Origin of the sequence: Phocaeicola coprophilus DSM 18228 = JCM 13818 (assembly GCF_000157915.1) — a bacterium.
GTDB classification, from domain to species: domain Bacteria; phylum Bacteroidota; class Bacteroidia; order Bacteroidales; family Bacteroidaceae; genus Phocaeicola; species Phocaeicola coprophilus.
The window spans coordinates 332,176-354,016 of sequence record NZ_EQ973650.1 but is presented as its reverse complement, the minus strand read 5'-3'; the positions used below and the strand labels follow the sequence as shown (position 1 = coordinate 354,016).

General features: G+C 46.4%; 16 protein-coding genes and 3 pseudogenes. 7 read left to right on the top strand and 12 right to left on the bottom strand.

The window, feature by feature from the left end:
* Positions 1-93: 93 nt before the first annotated feature.
* From BACCOPRO_RS15905 to BACCOPRO_RS15895, 3 genes are read left to right on the top strand one after another with little or no spacing between them, the layout of a single operon-like run.
* Positions 94-939, top strand: coding sequence for a helix-turn-helix domain-containing protein (locus BACCOPRO_RS15905; RefSeq protein ID WP_040311591.1), 846 nt, complete (start codon positions 94-96; stop codon positions 937-939).
* Positions 940-964: 25 nt separating this feature from the next.
* The gene (locus tag BACCOPRO_RS15900; protein ID WP_008145246.1) at positions 965-2,092 is read left to right on the top strand and encodes a PCMD domain-containing protein; all 1,128 of its coding nucleotides are present in this window, start codon (positions 965-967) and stop codon (positions 2,090-2,092) included.
* A 45-nt stretch (positions 2,093-2,137) separates the two neighbouring features.
* Positions 2,138-2,920 (top strand): porin family protein, encoded by a 783-nt coding sequence (locus tag BACCOPRO_RS15895; protein WP_008145245.1) that lies wholly within the window; start codon positions 2,138-2,140, stop codon positions 2,918-2,920.
* An 83-nt stretch (positions 2,921-3,003) separates the two neighbouring features.
* Here the strand turns inward: BACCOPRO_RS15895 and BACCOPRO_RS15890 are convergent, their stop codons facing one another.
* A complete protein-coding gene (locus BACCOPRO_RS15890) occupies positions 3,004-4,173 on the bottom strand; it encodes a DUF4925 domain-containing protein (RefSeq protein WP_008145244.1) in 1,170 nt (389 codons plus the stop codon).
* Between the two features lie 369 nt (positions 4,174-4,542).
* Entirely contained in the window at positions 4,543-7,500 is a 2,958-nt protein-coding gene (locus tag BACCOPRO_RS15885; RefSeq protein WP_008145242.1) for a PEP/pyruvate-binding domain-containing protein, read from the bottom strand.
* A 193-nt stretch (positions 7,501-7,693) separates the two neighbouring features.
* Between BACCOPRO_RS15885 and gdhA the strand changes: the two genes are divergently transcribed.
* Entirely contained in the window at positions 7,694-9,031 is a 1,338-nt protein-coding gene (gdhA, locus tag BACCOPRO_RS15880) for an NADP-specific glutamate dehydrogenase (RefSeq protein WP_022277096.1), read from the top strand.
* Between the two features lie 152 nt (positions 9,032-9,183).
* Positions 9,184-10,911, top strand: coding sequence for a fimbrillin family protein (locus tag BACCOPRO_RS15870; RefSeq protein WP_081446955.1), 1,728 nt, complete (start codon positions 9,184-9,186; stop codon positions 10,909-10,911).
* Between the two features lie 686 nt (positions 10,912-11,597).
* Here BACCOPRO_RS15870 and BACCOPRO_RS15865 read toward each other — a convergent pair.
* The 5 genes and pseudogenes from BACCOPRO_RS15865 to BACCOPRO_RS15845 all read right to left on the bottom strand — a co-directional run bounded on the left by BACCOPRO_RS15865 (position 11,598) and on the right by BACCOPRO_RS15845 (position 16,588).
* A pseudogene (locus BACCOPRO_RS15865) lies at positions 11,598-12,920 on the bottom strand (sigma-54-dependent transcriptional regulator).
* Positions 12,913-14,274 (bottom strand): annotated as a pseudogene (locus BACCOPRO_RS15860) (sensor histidine kinase); the annotation flags it as partial. The pseudogenes BACCOPRO_RS15865 and BACCOPRO_RS15860, both read right to left, overlap by 8 nt.
* Entirely contained in the window at positions 14,275-15,150 is an 876-nt protein-coding gene (locus tag BACCOPRO_RS15855) for a radical SAM mobile pair protein B (RefSeq protein WP_004329298.1), read from the bottom strand. It abuts the pseudogene before it with no gap.
* Positions 15,147-15,815, bottom strand: coding sequence for a radical SAM mobile pair protein A (locus tag BACCOPRO_RS15850; protein ID WP_040311589.1), 669 nt, complete (start codon positions 15,813-15,815; stop codon positions 15,147-15,149). The genes BACCOPRO_RS15855 and BACCOPRO_RS15850 overlap by 4 nt, the downstream gene beginning before the upstream one ends.
* Positions 15,812-16,588 (bottom strand): MBL fold metallo-hydrolase, encoded by a 777-nt coding sequence (locus BACCOPRO_RS15845; RefSeq protein WP_004329300.1) that lies wholly within the window; start codon positions 16,586-16,588, stop codon positions 15,812-15,814. Before BACCOPRO_RS15845 ends, BACCOPRO_RS15850 begins: the two co-directional genes overlap by 4 nt.
* Positions 16,589-16,718: 130 nt before the next feature.
* On the opposite strand from BACCOPRO_RS15845, the gene BACCOPRO_RS15840 reads away from it, so the two are divergent.
* Positions 16,719-17,618 (top strand): helix-turn-helix domain-containing protein, encoded by a 900-nt coding sequence (locus tag BACCOPRO_RS15840; protein ID WP_004329302.1) that lies wholly within the window; start codon positions 16,719-16,721, stop codon positions 17,616-17,618.
* A 47-nt stretch (positions 17,619-17,665) separates the two neighbouring features.
* Here BACCOPRO_RS15840 and BACCOPRO_RS17920 read toward each other — a convergent pair whose 3' ends face one another.
* Positions 17,666-17,854, bottom strand: coding sequence for a hypothetical protein (locus BACCOPRO_RS17920; protein WP_005775886.1), 189 nt, complete (start codon positions 17,852-17,854; stop codon positions 17,666-17,668).
* A 47-nt stretch (positions 17,855-17,901) separates the two neighbouring features.
* Between BACCOPRO_RS17920 and BACCOPRO_RS15835 the strand changes: the two genes are divergently transcribed.
* Positions 17,902-18,537, top strand: a complete 636-nt coding sequence (locus BACCOPRO_RS15835) for a helix-turn-helix domain-containing protein (RefSeq protein WP_224201639.1) — start codon at positions 17,902-17,904, stop codon at positions 18,535-18,537.
* Positions 18,538-18,558: 21 nt separating this feature from the next.
* On the opposite strand, the gene BACCOPRO_RS15830 is transcribed toward BACCOPRO_RS15835, so the two are convergent.
* The 4 genes and pseudogenes from BACCOPRO_RS15830 to BACCOPRO_RS18600 all read right to left on the bottom strand — a co-directional run.
* Positions 18,559-19,506, bottom strand: a complete 948-nt coding sequence (locus BACCOPRO_RS15830) for a relaxase/mobilization nuclease domain-containing protein (RefSeq protein WP_007560543.1) — start codon at positions 19,504-19,506, stop codon at positions 18,559-18,561.
* Positions 19,503-19,868 carry a MobC family plasmid mobilization relaxosome protein gene (locus BACCOPRO_RS15825; RefSeq protein ID WP_008145222.1) on the bottom strand — a complete coding sequence of 122 codons (366 nt, stop codon included), beginning with the start codon at positions 19,866-19,868 and terminating at the stop codon, positions 19,503-19,505. The genes BACCOPRO_RS15830 and BACCOPRO_RS15825 overlap by 4 nt, the downstream gene beginning before the upstream one ends.
* A 176-nt stretch (positions 19,869-20,044) precedes the next feature.
* Complete coding sequence (locus BACCOPRO_RS15820; protein ID WP_008145216.1) at positions 20,045-20,983, bottom strand: DUF8464 domain-containing protein; 939 nt, start codon at positions 20,981-20,983, stop codon at positions 20,045-20,047.
* A 257-nt stretch (positions 20,984-21,240) separates the two neighbouring features.
* Positions 21,241-21,841 (bottom strand): annotated as a pseudogene (locus tag BACCOPRO_RS18600) (primase-helicase family protein); the annotation flags it as partial.

The window sequence follows — 21,841 nt, the reverse complement described above, 5'->3', positions numbered from 1 at the left end:
TCTCTGTTTTATGTTATTTTATAGCATTACTTTATAGCCGATATTTCAAATTGGCTAACTTTGCAAATGAAATATTTTCAAACAAAAAGAGACATGGAAAAAGAATTGCCTAAAATAGATTTACCTGAACCCTGGCTGATCGGTACGGACATCAGCAAGGAACTGCTCAGCCTCTACACCAATTACCCGGTGAGACTGAAATGTGAAATCTTTGTGCTCTGCATGGACGGAGAAGTGGATGCCTCAGTGAACCTGAACCGTATTGAGGTACGCCCCAACGACATCATTACGCTTACTCCGGGAAGTATCTTCCAGATCTATCGTGTGGACGGGAATCTGAAAATCTATTTTCTGGGCTTTTCTTCCAAATACATTGAGGAAAGCAATCAGACCAGAGCAATGCTGGATTCCATTTATCTGACTTTGGGACATCCTGTCCTCTCGCTGAAACCGGAGGGAGCAAGTGTTATGCAGGATTACCTGAAACTGCTGATCCGGATGTATGAGACTTTTCCCGAGAAGATGCGAACAGAAATGGCTCCCAATCTGTATGCGGATATACATAAAGGTGTATCCATATTATATAAGAATAAGAATACGGACAAGAGTCCTGTTTCAAAGAGTGAACAAATCTGCCGGAACTTCGGACAGCTGGTCATGCAACATTATAACCAGACAAGAAACGTGGCTTGGTATGCCGAGAAACTGGGTATCACGCATGCTCACCTTTGCACGACTGTGAAGCAAGTTACCGGAAAGACATGTGTGGACATCATTTCATCCATGGTAATCATGGATGCCAAATCACAGCTGAAATCTACCAATCTGTCCATACAGGACATATCAGATTCACTGAACTTTGCAAATATGTCATTCTTCGGAAAGTATTTCAAGCGGAACGTGGGTATGAGCCCACTGGAATATCGCAATAATGGATAAACTAAACAGACTAACAGATTAAACTATGAAAAAAACGTATGTAACAACGGTCGGAACCTTCCTGCTGGGACTGACGCTGAACTCCTGTATCCAGGAAGAGGCTCCCAATGCAGAAGCTGACATCACGGCCTGCTCACTCTTGCCTGTAGACTGTCTGGCAAGCAATACCATTGAGGTTGGACTGCCTTACAGTGATGAGTTGAATGCCTATCCCATAGAAATAAAAGTGAAGGAAGGTACTGACCTTTCCAGCCTCGCACCGACTTTTGAACTGACTCCGGGGGCAACCATCAGTCCGGAAAGCGGGAGCATTCATGACTTCTCTTCCCCAGTGAGATATACCGTGACTTCGGAAGACAGACAATGGCACCGCACTTACAGTGTGTCGGTCACGGAACAGACTTCGACCAACATACCGACGGTATATCATTTTGAAAATGTCAAGACTTCGGGCAATTATTATGTATTCTATGAACAGCAGGGAGAGCATTCGCTTACCTGGGCAAGCGGAAACGGAGGATATGCTCTGGCAGTCAGCCAGGCTGCGGCTAAAGATTATCCGACTACACAGGATGATAACGGATGGAACGGAAAATGCCTGAAACTGGTTACGCGGAGTACAGGAAGCCTGGGAAGCCTTGTGGGCATGCCGATCGCAGCCGGAAACTTGTTTATCGGGCAGTTTGACCTGACAAACGCTCTGACTGCTCCGCTCAAGGCAACCAAGTTCGGAATACCTTTCTATAGCAAACCGATCCGCCTGACAGGATATTATAAGTATAAGGCGGGCGAACAGTTCTTTGCCAATGGCGCATATACGGATCAAAAAGATGTTTTTGACATCTATGCGTTCTTCTTTGACAACAGCAACGGAACAAGCATGCTCGACGGAAGTTTGCCGTCCAACGGATATACTCATCCGGATATGGTAGCTGTGGCACGCATCAAGGATGCTCACGAAACAGATGAATGGACCAGCTTCAGCCTCAACTTTGATTATGATTCCTTCGGAAAGGGAATAGATGCACAGAAACTGGCCGAAGGGAAATACAGTCTGGGCATTGTCATGTCTTCCAGCAAAGACGGGGCTTCTTTTGAAGGTGCACCGGGAAGTACGCTGCTTATTGACGAGATGGAACTGATTTTTGAATAAACGGACGGATCACTCAAGATCCATAAAACAGAATCTGACAAGAATATGAAAAGATATTTACTTGCACTGACAGCTGCCATAATTACTGCCGGAAGCTGTCTTTATGCCCAAAAGAACGAGAATCAGACGTTGCTGAATGCAGCCCTGCACGGATGGGAATACGAAGTCCGGGCAGGTATCAGTATCGGAGGAAGTTCTCCCCTGCCTTTGCCTGCTGAAATCAGAAGTATTGATTCGTATAATCCCACGCTTGCCATCATGCTGGAGGGAAATGCGATCAAATGGTTCGGGGCAGAAAAGAAATGGGGACTGACCACCGGACTGAGACTGGAAAATAAAAACATGACGACACGGGCTACGGTGAAAAACTACGGAATGGAGATCATCGGCAGCGACGGGAACCGGTTGAAAGGAAACTGGACCGGCGGTGTACGGACCAAATTAAGAAGTTCACTGGTAACCATTCCTTTACTGGCCACCCACAAATTCGGCGAAAGATGGAGTGTCAAGCTGGGCCCTTATTTCTCGTATCTGATGGACGGGGATTTTTCCGGTGAAGTATATGAAGGCTATCTTCGGGAAGGAAACCCTACGGGACAGAAGATTGTATTCACGGACGGTGCTATTGCAACATATGATTTCCATAATGATATGAATCATTTTCAATGGGGTGTACAGGCTGGTGCTGACTGGAAAGCATTCAAGCATCTGAAAGTTTTCGCCGACCTGACATGGGGACTGAATGATATTTTCCAGAAAGATTTCCAGACAATCTCATTCGCCATGTATCCCATTTATCTGAATTTCGGATTCGGATATGCTTTCTGAGCAGAAAGATCCGACACGTAAGAATACAAAAAAGACCGCAGCCTCTCCCCAAACGGAAATGGCTGCGGTCTTTTCTTATTGTTTTATTGAGCGGCCTGCATCTTGATACCAATCTGAATGGTTTCTGTTGAACCAATAATCTGCGGCATCGCAACCAGAGCCGGCTTCAAGAATACATCAACCATTCCGGCCATCTCACCAGCCTGAGCTTTCAACATAGAAAGAATCTGTTCCACTGCTGCTTCATCTTCAAAGAGCGGTGCTACGATCTTCAGAATCGGGAGCAGAGTTTCTGTATCCAGATAAGCTTTCAGCACACCTTCTTCACCTTTGTCCAAAGTAATCAGAATTCCTTCGGAAAGCATCGGAGTAACAGCAGCCATCAGCTGTGAAAGAACATCCGTCATACCGGCACGGCTCTTACCGGAAGCTGTTGCTGCAATTTGTGCCGGATTCAGGAACAAACGGATCCTATTGGGTTCAGGCACAGTATAAGTAGCCAGATTCAAAGGTGAAGTCTTCCACTCTGTTGCATTCAGCGAATCCTTGTATTCAGCCTGAACATTTCCGTCAGAAAGAAAAGTTACCTTATTTAATACTCCACAAAGCATTTTAGGAATGGTGTTTCCTTCAATTTGAGTCATACTAATAGCCAAAGTAATCAATGACTGAATTTCATAAGGAGATCCATTAAAATCAAATGGCTCTGCATCCCATACTATATGAATAGGCTGCATCGGATCACCACTGAACAGATTTCCCGGAGGAAGCAATTGCCAGGAAGTATTGGTCCAGGCAGTTTCAACAAAAGTCACATTCAAGGCCAGATTCAAAGAAGCATCGGTAGCTGATCCCTGATATTTCAAAGTATATCCTCCCCGGTTTTCTTCTCCGGCAAAGGTTACCGTATCGTTTTTAATTGTCAGGTCTACATCAATGGTAGTACTTACTTCGCCCGGAATGACACCTGCCGTAGCCAGACCGGAAGCATTATCACTCAACGGAGAAGTTGTCTGAGCACCTGATAAAGTCAACGTTGCCTTGGTAATGTCATTTGCATCCGGTGTAAAGACAACCTGCTTGCCCAGCATAGGGGCACCGCTATATGTAAGAGTCAGCCCGTTGGCATCCGCATAAGTTTTAGTCTGTGTGATCGGAGATACGACAGATGAATCATCATCGTTGCTGCAGGAAGTCAGCACACCTCCGGCCAAAGCAATAGAGAATAAGCCAATAAATAATGTTTTTTTCATGATGAAATAATGTTTAATAATTAATGAATAGTTATTCCTTTTCAAATCGGGTGCAAAGTAAGAGGGAAATAAATACACCTACAAGGTCTATTCTTGCGACTTTTGTTCTATTTTTCACATCATATGAAAAACAGACAAAAAATTACGGACATTTTTTGATCTTTTTTTCTTATTTTAGAAAATTATTCCAAATACACTTTTTCACGGTGCCTGTTCCCCTTCGGGCTTTTTAAAAAACGTCGAATTCTTTTCCTTCGAACGCCGAAACGTTTTATTGCATTCGTCGAAGTCTTTTTTTAAAAGCCCGAGGCGGGCAAACATCCACCGACATTTGCCCGCCTCCTTATTATATAACAGCTTCTTTCGTTCTTATTCTTCTTCCGGCAGTACCACGACTCCCAGTTTCTTGCGGCCGTCCATCTTCACAGTCAGCGGACGGTCAAAATGTACCCAGCGCAGGAACTTCGTTTCCTCCACAGCCGGCATGGAGTTCAGCAATTCCTGATTGTAAATACCTTCATTCATATAGGCATTAATGGTGAAATACCCCACTCCAAATGAAGTCAGATTCTGGAAGAAGTGAGTTCCCTGACTGGGATCTACCCGATAATTAGTCAGTCCGGCTTCCACAATGACACGGGCCGCTGAGATATGCGGCCATTTGACCGGTACCCCCAGCCACGTATCGCTGCTGCCCCACCGGCCGGGCCCTACCAGCACATAATGCTTCCCTTCATCCAGGAAACGGCGGTTCAGCTTCTCTATATCATAAGCAATCAACTGGTTATTGGAAGCCGAATAGCCTTCCGTCTTCACGTAGATCACATCGCTGATATCTTCCATAATACCATGTCCCAGGGCATTTTCACTCTTCAGCAGCAACTGGTCATCAGGTATCTGGGTAAGATCTTCATCAAGTCCGGCCTTCACATCAACCATCGGACGAATCTGAAGCAGATAGAAGACACCGCTCTTGGTACGCGCATCGAAGTTAACAGCAAACTCAATCTCTACAGGACGCCTCATTTCTGCCTGTCCGTATTGCTGGGCAAGCTGAAGAATGCGTGCCAGAGGAAAGACATCATGCTGAAGGATATTGGCAAAAGTAATCAGCTTACGGCCGCCCGGATAGATTCCGTCACGGATCACCATATCATACGGATCGTAGGTGGAAGCAATATAATCGAGGGCACCGTCATTTTCGGCATCCTTTACGGTAAGCTTCAGGAGATTAAATCCGTCATCAAGCGAGAAGTTATGTCCGTTGTTCTTCAAGTCAAGCGCATAGAAACGGGTCTGCGTTTCGCGCAGGGCTATTTCCATTTCACTGGTCTGAAGCACCTTGTCCGGATGATACGGACAGACACGCAAAGTCAGTCCGCCGTCAACGATATACTTGCCGAGTCCCAGTGCCAGACTGACGGTACCTTCTTCAGCCGTTTCGTCATTGATCGGATAATAGTTGATGGAACGGGCCACTCCCGATATGGCCGGATAATAACGGTCGCCATACTGGGTTCCGACTACCTCCTGCAAAATAACGGCCATCTTTTCCTGGTCGATGACGTTACTGGTGGCCTGCATGTAAGCCTTGCTGTCACGATAATAAACCGAAGCATACACACCTTTTATCGCATCACTCAGCATACGGAGCATTTCATATTTGTCTTCCAGATAAGGAATCATATAGGTGGAATAGATACCGGCAAACGGCTGGTAATGCGAATCCTCAAGAAGACTGGACGAACGGATGGCTATCGGAGCTTTCACTACATCGAAGAAAGCAAAGAAGTCTTCCACCAGACGGTCGGGAAGTTTGGCTTTCAGAAAGGCTCTCAGAATGGTATCATCATCGGCATCGCTCAAAGCCAGCTGATAAAGAAGATTCGTATCCATGAACTCATCAAAGATATCGGTACACAGCACCACGGTCTTGGGAATAACTACTGAAGCATTCTCAAACTCCGAAAATTCAGGATGACGCTTCACCATGTTGTCGATGAAAGCCAGACCACGTCCCTTTCCTCCCAGCGATCCGTCACCAATGCGTGCAAAATGGGAATAGCGGTCGAAACGGTCGCGCTGGAACACAGCCACCACTCCCTGGTTTTTCATCTTGCGGTATTTCACGATGGCTTCGAAAATAATCTTCCGGTGAGCGTCGATATCCTGCAGACCTTCCCAACGAATCTGCTTCAGGAATTCGGCCACAGGGAAAATAGCCCGGGAATAAAGCCAGCGGGATACATGGTTGCGTATAATATGGTATTGCAGGGACTCAGCCGGAACAGAGAATATAACATTCTGCAATTCCTTCAGATTATGAACGCGGGCTACTTCCTCCATCGTACGCGGATTGATGAAAATAAAATCGCCGAAACCGAAATTCCGCGAAACAGCATCCCGCAAATCGATATTCATTTTCTTGGAATTCTTATCGATGAAAGAAGCTTCAAGCCGGGAAGCATAGGCACGGTTGCTCTCCTCTGCCGACTGAAGAATCAGCGGCATGTAAGGATCACTCTTGCGGATCTCTCCCAACAGTTTAATGCCGGCCAGCGAATCAACGGCCCCTTCACGGGGGAAACGGGCATCGGAAATAATTCCCAGAATATTGTTTTTGAATCTTTCATAGAGGTCCATTGCTTCTTCATACGAACGGGCAAGTACAATCTTGGGACGGCCGCGCATCCGCAACGTCCGCTGATGTTCGTTCAGAGCTTCCGTGGCAAACTCCTGACTCTGGGTGAGGACAAACTTATAAAGATTCGGCAGGACAGAAGAATAGAAACGGATGGAATCTTCCACCAGCAGGATCATCTGAACGCCAACTTCATTGATATCATGCTCCAGATTCATCTTATCCTCGATCAGCTTGATGATGGACAAGAGCAGATCCGTATTTCCCAGCCAGCAAAATACATATTCAAATATACTCAGATCCTCATGTTCCATACGCGCCCGGATGCCGTGGGAAAAAGGAGTCAGAACAACCAGCGGAATATGCGGATATTTCTCCTTGATCTGACGTCCGATATCAAACGTATCGCTGTTGTCGGATCCGGGCATACAGATTACCAGATCAAACATTGTATTTCCCAGTTGTCTCCAGGTATCTTCTTCCGTAGAAACCTGCGTGAAACGCGGCGGATAACGCAGGCTGAGGTTCATATATTCAATAAAGATCTTTTCGTCTATCCGACCGTCATCCTCCAGCATAAATGCATCGTACGGATTGGCAACCAACAAGACATTAAAGATACGTTTCGTCATCAGATTGGCGAATTGGGTATCTTTGAAGCGGTTCAATTTTAATTTTGTGAGCATATAGCAGGATTTAAGCTTATTCTATGCAAAGAACGGAAATTCCCGTGAGTTTTGCAATACCGAAATGAGAGACTATACATTTTATCATTATTTAGCACAAAAACCGGCCGAAACATTTTGTCATGCGACGAAAAAGCATAACTTTGCAGATACAAAAGATTTCATTTTGTTAAACCTTATAACATTACGACGTATGAACATCAGTCAAATCATGGCTTCCCTGGAAGCCAAACATCCAGGTGAATCGGAATATTTGCAAGCCGTAAAGGAAGTTCTGCTCTCCATCGAGCCTGTTTACAACCAGCATCCGGAATTCGAAAAGGCAAAAATCATTGAACGCCTGGTAGAACCGGACCGTATCTTTACATTCCGTGTGACATGGGTAGACGACAAAGGTGAAGTACAAACAAATCTAGGTTATCGCGTACAATTCAACAATGCCATAGGCCCTTATAAAGGAGGTATCCGTTTCCACGCTTCCGTCAATCTTTCTATCCTGAAATTCCTCGGATTTGAACAGACTTTCAAGAATGCACTGACCACTCTGCCGATGGGCGGCGGAAAAGGCGGTTCAGACTTCTCTCCACGTGGAAAGAGCAATGCGGAAATCATGCGCTTCTGCCAGGCATTCATGCTGGAACTTTGGCGTCATGTAGGTCCTGATATGGATGTTCCTGCCGGTGACATCGGCGTTGGAGGCCGTGAAGTTGGTTATATGTTCGGAATGTATAAGAAGCTGACCCGCGAATTCACCGGAACCTTCACAGGCAAGGGACTGGAATTCGGAGGCTCTCTGATCCGCCCGGAAGCTACGGGATTCGGAGGACTCTATTTCGTGAAACATATGCTTGACGAAAAGGGTATTGACATCAAAGGCAAGACGGTGGCAATCTCCGGTTTCGGTAACGTAGCATGGGGAGCTGCAACGAAAGCAACCCAGCTGGGAGCCAAAGTGGTTACTATTTCAGGACCTGACGGATACATTTATGATCCGGATGGTATCAGCGGTGAAAAGATTGACTATATGCTGGAACTGCGTGCTTCGGGCAACGATATCGTAGCTCCGTATGCAGAAAAGTTCCCGGGTGCTACTTTTGTTGCCGGAAAACGTCCTTGGGAAGTTAAAGTAGATATCGCTCTTCCGTGTGCAACTCAAAATGAATTGAACGGAGAAGACGCTGCTCAGCTGATCCAGAACAAAGTATTGTGCGTAGGCGAAATTTCCAACATGGGATGTACGCCGGAAGCTATCGACGCATTCATCGAACACAAGATGATGTATGCACCGGGCAAAGCAGTCAATGCAGGTGGTGTAGCAACCTCCGGACTGGAAATGAGTCAGAACGCCATGCATCTGAGCTGGACGGCAGAAGAAGTTGATCAGAAATTACATCAGATCATGCATAATATCCACGAGCAATGCGTTAAATACGGTACAGAGCCTGACGGCTACATCAACTATGTAAAAGGTGCAAATATCGCAGGCTTCATGAAAGTTGCTCATGCAATGATGGCTCAGGGTATTGTATAATCCTTTCTATTTAATATAGTATAGAAGATTCTCGTTTAGTTGTATTTGTATTAATCATAGACGTTGCCTGGCTGTGAGAGCCCGGCAACGTTTTTTTTAGTCTGAAAGGTATCTTTGAATAAGGCTTTGCGTTTTTAAAAGAAAAACGCCTTATGACATGCCCTAGAAGTTACTTTCCCATAAAACCCTCCTGCCTTTTCTGCCTGTTTCTGCTTTCATTGGTTTTCGGATGCTCCAGTGATGAAAGTTTCACTCCGTCGCCATCCATTCTCATTTCGGGCAACCAATACTCCGGCTTCCTGGAATCAAGAACCTCCGCCGCAACACTTCCTGCAGGCAGCAGGCTTTCCCTGTTCAGCACCGGAGGGATGGAAGCCGACAACGTTCTCATGACTTACAACGGTACATTCTGGGAAGGAGAGCTGCCCGACGTCTGGAATGAAAATGGAAATGCAGCCGAACTTACCGTTTATACACCTTATATCGACACGGATCCTCAACTTTTTTATGACGGCAAAGGACAGCTGCAAGATATCCTGTACGACCGGCAAAATTGCCGGAAAGGTGACCGGATCAACCTGACGTTTAAACATCTTTTTGCCTGTATCACCTTTCATGTAGCAGCAGGAATCAACCAAACCCTGCAAAACATTACGTTCCGTCCCTCAGTTCTCATAACCGGTCTGAACCATCGGACGGGAGCATTGAGTATGGAAACAACAGAAAATCCGCAGTCGGTCACACTGAACAAAGCCGAAGACGGAAACTATTCACTGATCATTCCTCCCTCAGAACATCTGAAAATAGACATCTGCATACAAACAACTGATGGAAAAAGCTATGAAACATCCATGCCCGAAAGCCATTTCGCCGCAGGTACGTCGTATTCCTGTCGCATTCTTTCGAATGCTGACACACAAGGGATTCATACGGCTGCAGATTTCATCGCCTTTACCCATCTCATCAACGGAGAGGCTTACGAAGGACGTAGTCTGGATGAATTCCGGACCGAAGAAAACGGAAGAAACATCTACAGGCTGTGTGCAGACATTGAATTTACTCCGGAAGAATGCAGTCAGCTGATGGAAATTGGAATCGCATATCGCAATACACAAAAACAATCATCATTTGAAGATATCTTTGACGGACAAGGATATTGCTTATCCAATCTGACTTTAACTACTCCGGAAGAACGAAACCGGTTTGGAGTATTCGGAAGCATCGGAGAAAACGGTATCGTTAGAAACCTGCATATACAGAACTCCTCCATTCACATTTGCGAAAAAACAGGCATAGGCTTCATTGCTGGAGAAAACTGGGGAACAATCACCAATTGCAGCGTTAAAAATGTATCTATCACAGAAACAGCCAATGCAGAAGGAAAAGAAGTTGGAGGCATTGCATCCAATAATTTAGGATATATCGCCAATTGTACCACGGAAGATTTTTACACAGAAGCCTCTGTGGCACACATTGGAGGACTTATTGGAGTAAACCAGGGATTTCTTCTCAACAGTTACAGTGCCAATTGTGATCTGGGAAGCAAAACGCAGGGCATGCTCTGTCACTCATGCAATTCAGGCAATATTTACAATTGTTACTGCATAGGTTTAAAAACCACATGCTATGCATTCTGCTATCAGACAATAAACAAATGTACCATCGAATATTGCTACTACCCCGAAGGCACAACAAGAATCGGGAAAAAGGGATCTGGCACTATTATGAACATAACGTATTATTTCACAGACCAGACATCCTATAAAATAACCAATCTTCTCAATAACTGGATCACCGGACAAGGAGCATCTCTCTTTCCTAATTTGGAATTCCAATCCTGGCAATCCAATGATTCTCCTCCTGCCATTCTGGTTCTATAAGCTGAATTTCCGGGACAGGCCGCCGACCATTGCCGTTCTTGCAGCCTGGAAACATACAGAGATTACTGATCCATCTCTCAAACCCTCGAACGGATCAGGTCCGAACATGAGATAAAGTTTATCGAACATTCTTCAGCTTTTTATCGACTTCCATAAGGAAGTCGATAAATTTCCTAATGAAAGTTGATTGATTTCCATCAGGTAATCAATCAACTTTCTCATGTCAGCTGATCAGAATATCCTTAGTTTTCAAGCGAAATATACGCAAAATTGCTTTGTACAATTGGGACAAAACAACACCGGTCCAAGGTATCCGGCAAGAAAACGACAGCCCGGCGGAGGGCCCGGTTCTGCTTCCAATTTTCACCGGCGGAAGTTTAGAACGTTTTTAATCTGAAGGTTTTATTCGTTTATTCAATGATTTATTGTAATTCTGGAAGATTTTTATAACCACTTTATTAGCAAGCAGTTCTGAGGATAAGGTAAAAATGAGGTAATGATTTGGCAACCCTGTCTATTTCTACGTTCTGCTGTGAGTTGCTGTCAATGTCTCTCGTCTTGGTACAAAAGTAGCAATAAAAATCGGATACACATCAAAATGTCCCATGATTTTTATCACAGGACGTTTTTTATCTTCGCTGAATAATCCGGTTTAACCGTTACTTCTATTTTCGGCAAGTTGCGGGCTATGATTGCTGAAATTTATACTTTAATCCATACTCTTCCAACTTGCTATACAGCGTTGTACGTCCGATTCCGAGCAATTCGGCGGCAACCTTGCGGTTTCCGTTTGCCTGCTTCAACGCGCGTAAGATGCGTTCCTTGTCCTCCGCATCGTTTCGCAAGGCGAAGCTGACAGGTGAGGTCGGTTTCGTTACGGCAAGTTCCAGATGCTCTTTCATGACAACTCCCGTCTGTGCCTGCAACACCGCGCCCATTATCTTCTGCCGAAGCTCACGGACATTACCCGGCCACGGATGGGTCAGCAATGTCTTACGGGCTTCCGCATCGAGCCCAGTCACGCTACATTCCAATTCATTGTTGGCAATCTCACGGAAGAACTCCGCCAACGGCATGATGTCCTCCTGACAGTCACGCAAGGGCGGAACAGTTATCTCGAAGTCGTGCAAACGGTACAGCAAATCCTGTCGGAAACGTTTTTCAATGACCGCTTTCTCCAGATCCTCGTTGGTGGCGGCGATGATGCGGACATTGAAGCTCTTGTCCGTCTTGTCACCTATAGGGCGGTATCTCCGTTCCTGTATGGCACGGAGTAACATCTGCTGGGTTTCCAATGCGAGATTGCCTACCTCATCCAAGAACAATGTGCCACCCTCTGCCTCATTGAAGTATCCTTTCTTTGTGCTGTCCGCACCCGTAAACGCGCCTTTGACATGTCCGAAGAATGCCGAGGGCGCAAGGTCTTTGGAGAGTGAACCGCAGTCCACAGGCACAAACGGTTTCCCTGCCCTTTTGCTCTTATCATGCAGATGGTGGGCGATATGCTCCTTGCCCGTGCCGTTCTCTCCGAATATCAGCACGCTCATATCAGTAGGGGCAACTAATCTTATCTGTTGCATGATTTTCTGAAAGGCGGAACTGTCACGGGCAAAAACGGGCATACGATTTCGTCCGATACTCCGTTCTTTCAGGATGGTATGAAGCAGAGGCATAAGTTTATCCTCCACAAGCTGCTTGGGGATATAGTCCAGCGAGCCGAGTTTCATACTTTCGACTGCCGTATGCACTTCGGCATAGTTGGTCATGATGATTAACGGTTGTGTCATGCCTTCCTTGCGCATTCATCGTAATAGGTCGATGCCGTCACCGTCGGGTAGTCGTAGGTCAGAAACCACGATGTCCCCGTCTGAGGCTTGTTGCAGAAGTTTCTTCGCGGTCGAGAGGTGGTAAGCCTGCACGGTACGGAATCCTTCCCGTGCCAGCAGGTTGCAGACAAACTCGCAATACACGATATTGTCCTCCACCACGATGATTCTTGTTTTATCCATTTTCGTATTTTTCCTTTCTTCTTTTGCCTGCCGGATAATTTCAGCACCTTTATCCAGCACAGCCGGTCACCGCTTTGCATATCGCTTCGTCATCTGGAGTGGCACTTCCATGAAGTTGGGCGTAAAGTTCCCTCAATGGCTGGTCGGCACGGAGAATCTGCCATGAACTTCGCAGATGGTGTGTAAGTGTGTCCAGTTCTTGGAGGTCTTTACGCTGTTCTGCATCCTTGACCGCCTGCATTTCCTTTTCGGTTTCCGCTATCAGTTTGTCCAGCATGACGGATTCATTGCCATAAGATAGCAGAGTGGAAAAATCCGGCTTTTCATCCAATATGCTGCTTAATGCGCATTTATCCGTAATCTCCATCAGTTCGGATATGGAGAACGGCTTGAACAGGCATCCGGCAAATCCACGCCCTATAAGTTCCTCCTTGCTGCAACTGCCCGAAGCGGTTGTCACGACTATGGGAATACTCTTCGAGTTGCCTACATTGGATGAGCGCAACAGTTCCAGCAGTTCAAAACCGCTTATCTCAGGCATATTCAGATCCGTCAGAAGCAGGCTGTATTCCTTTTTTCGTATCAGCTCCATCAGTACCGAAACATTGGTACAGGTATCGCAGTGCATCCCTTCATGGGCATACATTTCTTTCAACATAAGGAGAAGTACCTCGTCATTGTCGATGGCAATCACATCATGGCAGATATGATTATGGCGCATTTGCGCTTGAATTGTCTGTTCCGGCAGTTCCTCGGCTGTCTGCATGGGAATTTCCACCGTGAAGCGGCTCCCTTTGCCTTTCTCGCTTTCCAAGCGTATAGTTCCACCGAGCATCGCCACAATACGCTGCACGATGGACAATCCTAATCCGAAGCCGTCTTTTGCGGCGGCATTTGAAAGACGTTCAAATGCACCGAATACTCGTTGTTGCTCATCTTCGGTCATGCCCGTACCGGTATCTTCAACGATAAGTTTCAGCAAACCGTTATCATAATCCGCTGCCAATGATACACTACCGTTATCCGTGAACTTGATGGCGTTTGACAACAAGTTGTTGCCGATTTGCAGGATACGTTCCTTGTCGGTCAAAACCACCGCATCGGTGTGGCTCTCCACTATCAAAGTCAGCCCCTTGTTCATGGCAATGGGCATGAACTCCGTTTCAAGAATATGCGTGATTGCGGAAATCCTGCAAGGGGAAAGGTTGGGTTGCTCCTTGCCGTTGTCCAGACGGAAGGAATCCAGCAGCGTGTTGAGCATCTCCCGCATACGCTCGGAAGATTGCCGGATATTATCCACATACATGGTGCTTTTATCCGCGCTACAACTTTTCTGCATCAGTCCGGCATAGCCTCATTTTGTCAATCGTATTTTTTCGTGGTAGAAGTAGTTTACGATGACAGGTTTGCCTTTTTCCGAGCGTCCGTATGGCAGATCGTTTATACGATACGGGAAGCCCTGCTCCTTGGCGTAATTTGAAATGTCCTGCTCCAATGCCTGCCAGTATTCAAGCCTTTTTTTATTGTAAATTTCCTCGTAAAGCGGTATGAGGTCAGGATACTTCTCACGGATATACGTCATTATCCCGCCTTTGAACTGCCCGCGTAAATTCAGGTTTTCAAGCCAGATTAAATCAGCATAATCTTTTACCTCCTCTATTATTGCCTTCACGTCTGTTATTCTGGGGAATATGGGCGAGACGAAGCATACGGTGCGGATACCTGCCTCGTATGTCTGACGCATCGCTTTCAGACGGCGTTCAATGCTTACGGCGTTGTCCATATCTGCGCAGAACTGCTCGTCGAGCGTATTGACAGACCATGACACAGTCACTTTGGGAAAACTCTTCAACAGGTCGAGATCGCGAAGGACAAGATCGGACTTTGTGCATATCATAATCTCGGCATCGCTTCCTCGCAGCTCTTCGAGCAGCCTTCGGGTACGGTGGAATTCTTCTTCATACGGATTGTAACCGTCCGTCACAGACCCTATTACAACACGTTCACCGTCGTATTTATGAGGATTCGTTATCGGCTTCCAGTTTTTTACATCTAAAAACGTACCCCACGGCTCGGTGTGCCCGGTGAACCGTTTCATGAACGATGCGTAGCAATACCTGCAGGCGTGGGGACACCCTACATAAGGGTTGACCGAATATCCTCCCACCGGCAGAGAGGATTTGGTCATTACACTCTTTACATCTATTTCCTTTATTGTATCCATATTCATTGTATTCGTATGGTAAATTGTTCCGGCAATTCCTGAATCATTCTTTCGTCGCCCATAATCGGCAGCAAATCCTCTTTCATGAACACCGGTATGCCATGAGCCTTTGCCTGTTCTGCAATGCTAAGCACCCATTCGGGGCGCGAATATGACTTTCCTTTTCGGTTTCCGGTCTCTGTGCCTATGACAATCCAGTCAATTCCATCGAAATCAATCTCGCCGATATCATCGAAGAGAGGTTCAAACGTGACATGGTAGTGTCGTGCTTTGATATTCTTTTTCAAATCATCAATCCTCCTTTTCTCGGAACTGCGCGTGACGGTCACGCCCATCCATACGTTCTCGTCGTCAGAGGAGAAACTGATTTTGTCAGGGCGCTTCGTCAGAAAGATATAGGCGTGCTGGGGATTGCTGCTGATCCGCTCGAAAATTTCTGCGTTCCATTCAGGCTTCCAATCGGAGAAATCGCTCATTCCTGTCATGAGCCACACATGAGGACGGGACGTATCGATGATGCGCAGTTTTCGTTCCATGTATTCAGGCACGGAAAAGTCGTCGGTAATGTGGAAACGGCGGCAGTTGTTACGGGCATAGCAGTAAGGGCATCCTATAGTGCACCCTACCACTATGTTCATGTTTTTTATCAGGGATTTAATGCAGACACTCATAACACAACTGTTTCTCCGTCCTCCGGGATAATCAGCCGGCTCATGTCGGCTTCGTGATGCGTTGCCTCATTGCGCAGAATTGCACGGGTGGTCTGGCAATGGTCGATGGCATCCATGTGTACGGCTATCAGCTTGATATGCGAAGGCAATTCGTCAAGTATCTGCATCACTTCGTTCTCGTCGGGGATGATAGGACCGTCCGTTTTGGAAAATTCGGGAAAGATTGCACCTCCGGAGTTTACCACGATATAGTCAGGATTGAACCGTTCCACGGTGTCTCGGATACATGCTTCCCATCGGCAGTCACCCATTATATAAACGGTCGGGAAGCCCTCGGCTTTTAGCACATAACCTGATACAGGTCCCATCATCTGCCCGATCTGCCCGAAACCATGATGTCCGGTCGTGCGGTAAATGGATATGCCGTCTATTGTTTTTATTTCTTCGATGGGTATCACATTTGTAAATCCGTCGTTTCTGATGGCGTCCGCGTCCTGGGGCTGAACGTAGAAAGGAATTTCTTTGGGCAAATGTGTGGGGACACTCGGCTCGTAATGGTCGATGTGATTGTGGGTCAGGAGCACCATGTCCACGCCTCCGATAATATCCTGAATAGGAATGGTGAGGTGTACCCTCGGTGTTTTATTCACACCGAGGGCCGATATCAAAGTGCCTTTGTCGGCTAAAACGGGGTCAATTAGCATGGTGTGTCCCGCATACCTGATTTTCAAGGTGGCATTGCGCACCAATTGTACTGTGGATGTCTTTTTCATGACTATATGTCTTGTTATTGATTACGGGTGCAAAGTTCGGAAGAATCCGGCGAAACATCTATGCCTGAAAAAACGGTAATTATGCCATTTTGATAAATGAAATTATTATCTTTGCAAAAACGACAAGGATATGGACGAGATAATCAACCCTGATCGACTGGTCAGCGTACCGTTCAACAAGACACGCTGCGGCGTGGATTTTTACATCAATACTGCCATAAACAAGGACATCGGACTTGTGCTGACAGAAAACAAGCGGTTTAAGACAGACTTCTTCAGCTTCTACTTTTTCCGTAAGGCAAACGGATATTTGCTACTGAACTTCCGCAAGATTGAACTGCGCGACGGCATGGTTCTCCTGCTTTCACCCCATCAGCAACAAGAGTGGCATGTAGATGAGACGGCGTTGGATTACACGTTCCTTATATTCCGCGAAGATTTCATGCGTACTTTTATCGCCGACAAGTTCTTCGTTTTTCGCCTTTTGTATTGTTACCAGACAGATACGCCGCCTTACATCAATGCCACACATGACGAAATGAAGGAATATATGCGGCTGCTCGGAAAGATTAAGTATGAGCTGATGAATCCAGTGTCCGATACGTACAATATCATTGTTTCCTTACTATATTATCTTTTGCTGATTATCAATCGTACATACGCTGCCGCCTATTGCTTGCCCGCTGAAATTGCTAAAAACAATTTCGCTTTTCGGTTCAAGGACTTGTTGGAACAGAATATCCGCACCCACCAGCGGGTGCAGGAATATGCAGACATGCTTCATGTCAGTCGCATCACACTCAATAACTCAGTAAAAGCCCAATTCGGAGTATCAGCTACCCATTTGATAAAACAACGTCTGCTTGAGGAACTGAAGAACGAATTGCTATTCTCCAACCGCACTGTCAGTGAAATGGCGGATGATTTCAATTTCTCTGATCCGAGCCATCTCATGCGCTTCTTCAAACAGCAAACAGGCAAAACATTTACTCAGTACATGACGGATTACAATAAAGGCATATACGAATAACTTCTTAATATAGTCGATAGCGGCTATCGAAATATGGTTGTTGATGTTCAGGCGTTTTTGTACTGCATGAACCATTTTACGATTTCTGGATCTTCGTGCGAGCCGAGTAAGAAAGGCTTGTCGGTATCCAGCGTCTTTATCCGTGCCATGTCGTCGGCCGACAGGGTGAAGTCTAATATGTCGAGATTCTGCTTCATGCGTTCCGGTTTCACAGACTTAGGAATAATTATGCACACTGATATTTATCGCGCCCGGACAGGTGTTCGGTGCGGAAGATGACGGCATGCAGTTCCAACCAGATGGCTACCTGCTTATGTTCCATCCCGACCTGCTGCGGAATACACCTCTCGGGCGGATAATGCGTGAATATTCGTTCTTTTCCTACGAGACAAACGAGGCATTGCACCTTAGTGTGGAAGAACGGCAAATCATCATGGATTGCTTCCACAAGATTCAATATGAATTGAACCATCCGATACACCGTCACAGCAAGAACCTCATCACAGACAGCATCAAGACGTTCCTTGATTACTGCACACGTTTCTATGACCGCCAGTTCATCACACGCGACAACCAAAACCGAGACATCCTCGCAAGATTTGAGCGGTTGCTTGACGAATACTTCCATGATGGGGCTGCTAAACGGATAGGCTTGCCCACTGTACAGTATTGTGCAGACAAGCTCTGCCTCTCGCCCAACTATTTCAGTGATTTATTGAAAAAAGAAACAGGTTCAACCGCCCTGCATTTCATTCATGACAAGTCTATTGAAATAGCCAAGACGGAACTTGCATCTACAGACGACACCGTTAATGAAATCGCCTATAATCTCGGTTTTCAGTACCCGCAACATTTTACCCGACTGTTCAAGAAAGAGGTAGGTTACACTCCGAATGAATATAGAGCGCAAGTGTCGTGAGAATTGGATTAGTACAGAATATTAGAACCCAACACCTCTCTTGCGCTTAACTTTCTTCCTTCTGCGAAGTATATCCACCATTTCCTGATTGGCTTCCGCATCAGCAGCGTTATAAGATGAGCCACTGCTTTTTAGCAATCCCCAAGAGCCGTTGAACAACTCGCTTTGTGCCGTGCCGGACGGTGCGCTTGGTGTAGCCGTTTCATATATTCCGGCTGTTATTCCCATACGTTCCCTGCATCTGTTGTGCTGCAAAGCCGCGTCAATCTTGGAATAACTGAAACGCCTGTCCACTTTGGAGCCGTTGAAATGGTAGCCATTCATGGAGAATACAACACCCTGCACCTCGCTGGTCTGCCCCTTATGCTTGAAATGTACTTCCACTCCCTGCCGTTTCAGGTTGGCGATAAGCACGTTCCAGTTGCCGCATCTGCCGACTTCCATTTTGATGATGTCGTAAAGCGCATATTTCGTCCTGTCTGGCTCTTTCAGGCGGTTGCGTTTGACATTGTCCTTTCCGCCAGCCATATGCAAGCCGTATTTCAAGGTCAATTCCTTGCAGATGCGGGTACTGCGCAGACGCTCGTGCCTGTCCGATATGGTATTGCCGTTGTTGTCTATGCGGTTGAAAGCAATATGCACGTGCGGATGCTCCTTGTCGAAATGCTGGGCGATGAAGAACTGCGTATTCTTGATTCCCATCCGTTCCATATATTCGAGCGCGATGCCTGCCATGATACGGTTCGTCAGCCGTAACTCATCCTCTTTGGAAAAACTCAACGCGATATGTCCGACAGGTTTTGTCACCTTATCGTTCATCCGTGACTGGGCATTGAAACTCATGGCGATAGTTTCCAGATTTTCCATAAACAAGCCTTCGCTTGCTACTATCTGCGTATCCTTCTTCTTGTCGATGATGTAATCCACCACACCCTTGAAGTCGCTTCCTTTTACGATTTTCGCCATCATATCCCTATCTTGGTTATAAGTTCATGAATCCTTGCCACTGCCACCTTGCAGTCCCACCGTTCATCGTGGAAGCCTCCGGCGTTTGCCTTACGCGCAAGCTGGTTGAAATTGTTAGCCATGCCGCAGAGTTGGCGGATGTATCCGGCATGTTCCTCCGACAGCCGTTCTTTCACATGACCGTTACGGAAACATTCCCTCATGTACTCGCTTGGTGATACGCCCGCCTCATGCGATCGTGTCAGCAGGCGGAAGTAGTCGGCTGCCGTCATTTTCACTGCGATACGGTATTTCAGTTTCTCGGTTGCTTCCTTCTTGGGGCGACCTCCCTTGTTGCGTTCCTTGTGTTCCTTTGTCTGTTCCATATTTTATTCCTTTTAATTCGGTTACTGATTCAACTGTATAGACCGACGGGATGCCACCTCCTGCAATTTGGATGGTGGGTGGCAAGCGGTTTCGGTACACCCGAAACACAAACTTGCTACCTCCCAATCCTTAAGGAATGAGTTTCGGGCATCTCCCGTTTTTCTCATTCGGGATGTCATAATCCCAACCCTTTCTTCTTGGGTTTTACGATAGTTCTTAGCGGTGGACTAACGGCTAATTTCTGCCGGATTCCACGCAGGTAATCGTTCAGGTCTTTATGCCCTTTGTAGTTGTCGGAGAAGTCGCGGATGCGTCCGGCGAACTTCCTTTCCAATTCCCGATACGCCTTTCTTCCCGCCTCGTCATTGTCGAGCATGCAGTGGATACGTCCATACCCGTGCAGCACATCTATAGCTTTGGAAACATTGGCGGTCGAATTGAGGATGACGTAATCCTGCCTGTCAAGGTCGGGCAAGTTCGAGCAGTTCCTCTTCCGCAACGTGAGGAATGAAAGATAGTCCATCATGCCCTCGAATACAAGGCATTTCTCTCTCGCTTCTCCCTGTTGCCGAATATGGCTGATGTCTTTGGGTGCGACACAGCCTTTGAAAAAACGGTTACGCACTTCAAATCCTCCCGCCACATTCGGAAAACCGATGGCGAAATAGGGCTTGCCGTTATGGGTGAAGTGGAGCTCTTTACATTGCGCCTTTGCCAAAGCGATGTTTATGCCCCGTTCCTGCAAGTATCGGAGCAATGCCGGATGGGTGAGTTCGCCCACCTCCAAATGTTGGAAACTCGGTTCGGATGCCTGCTGGCGAAAAGAGAAAGATATGGGACGGATGTGTGGTGCCTGTTCCGCTATCTTGCCAAGCAGATAAGGCACATGGTCGGATGCGTACAGTACCCCTGCAAGTGCGATGATGTTACCACCTCTTCCCAGTCCATAATCGAACCACAGGTTGCGGTCGGTGTTCACCTTGAACGAGGCTTCCGTTTCCTGACGGAACGGGGATTTATACCACAGGCAGTTTCCCTGTTGCTTTACGGGCGAATAACCCAAACTTTGCAGATAGTCCGCAATTTTGATTTGTTTTGCTTCTTGGATGTTCATGATATAATTTCTATGGATTTGATGATGACTGTAAAAACGTTGATTTGATGAATGAGATATGTATTGTCCTATACGTTAATGCTTTATATTCTCAACATCTTCTCAACAAACCACTCACAAATAGAGAATCCAACAAACTGATGCTGTTTCCCTCTCAACTTTTCTTTTCGATTGTTGAGAATTTGTTGAGAGTGTATGCTGTTTATTATCAGTATGGTTATATCATTATTCATCAATTCAACAAAAAAAGAATAGTATTACAGGGATTCAAGTTGTTCCCTTGTGACGGTGTAGAAACGACCGACTCTTTTTATCGGCTCATATCGGCACTCCCGATTGTAATTGAATTGGTAAGTGGTATATGTAAGCCCGTTAGAGGCAGGAGTAAGTTTCCAACATTCCTGCAATACCTTTCTGACTTGGTGCTTCTCCACCTTTACCTGCGAATGTACCAGCAAAAGAAGAATGTCGTTGTGGCAGAACGAGAATGTGTCCGTGCCGACACTTTCCATAATGTCAAGGATAAGTTCGCACATCTCTATCTCCAATCGGTTGCGGTTGCTGCGGATAATCTTCTGCAAGGCTTCGGTATGCAGCAAAGAGGGCGCAAACCACATACGGCTTTCCTTTTCGGTGGAAAGTTGTCTGTATTGCAGGTAATACAGAAAGGCAGGTATCTCAGCTTTCAGCTTTTGCAGGAAGTCTGTGTCATCGGATTGCAGACGGTCTATCTTGCGCACCCAATAGCGTGTTTCACCTGCATCAATGATAACAGGCAGATACTCGTTGTTGGAGCATAGCACGAACTTGGCAAAGAACGCTATCTCGTCACGGTCTTTGCCTTTGGCTTCCACCTTG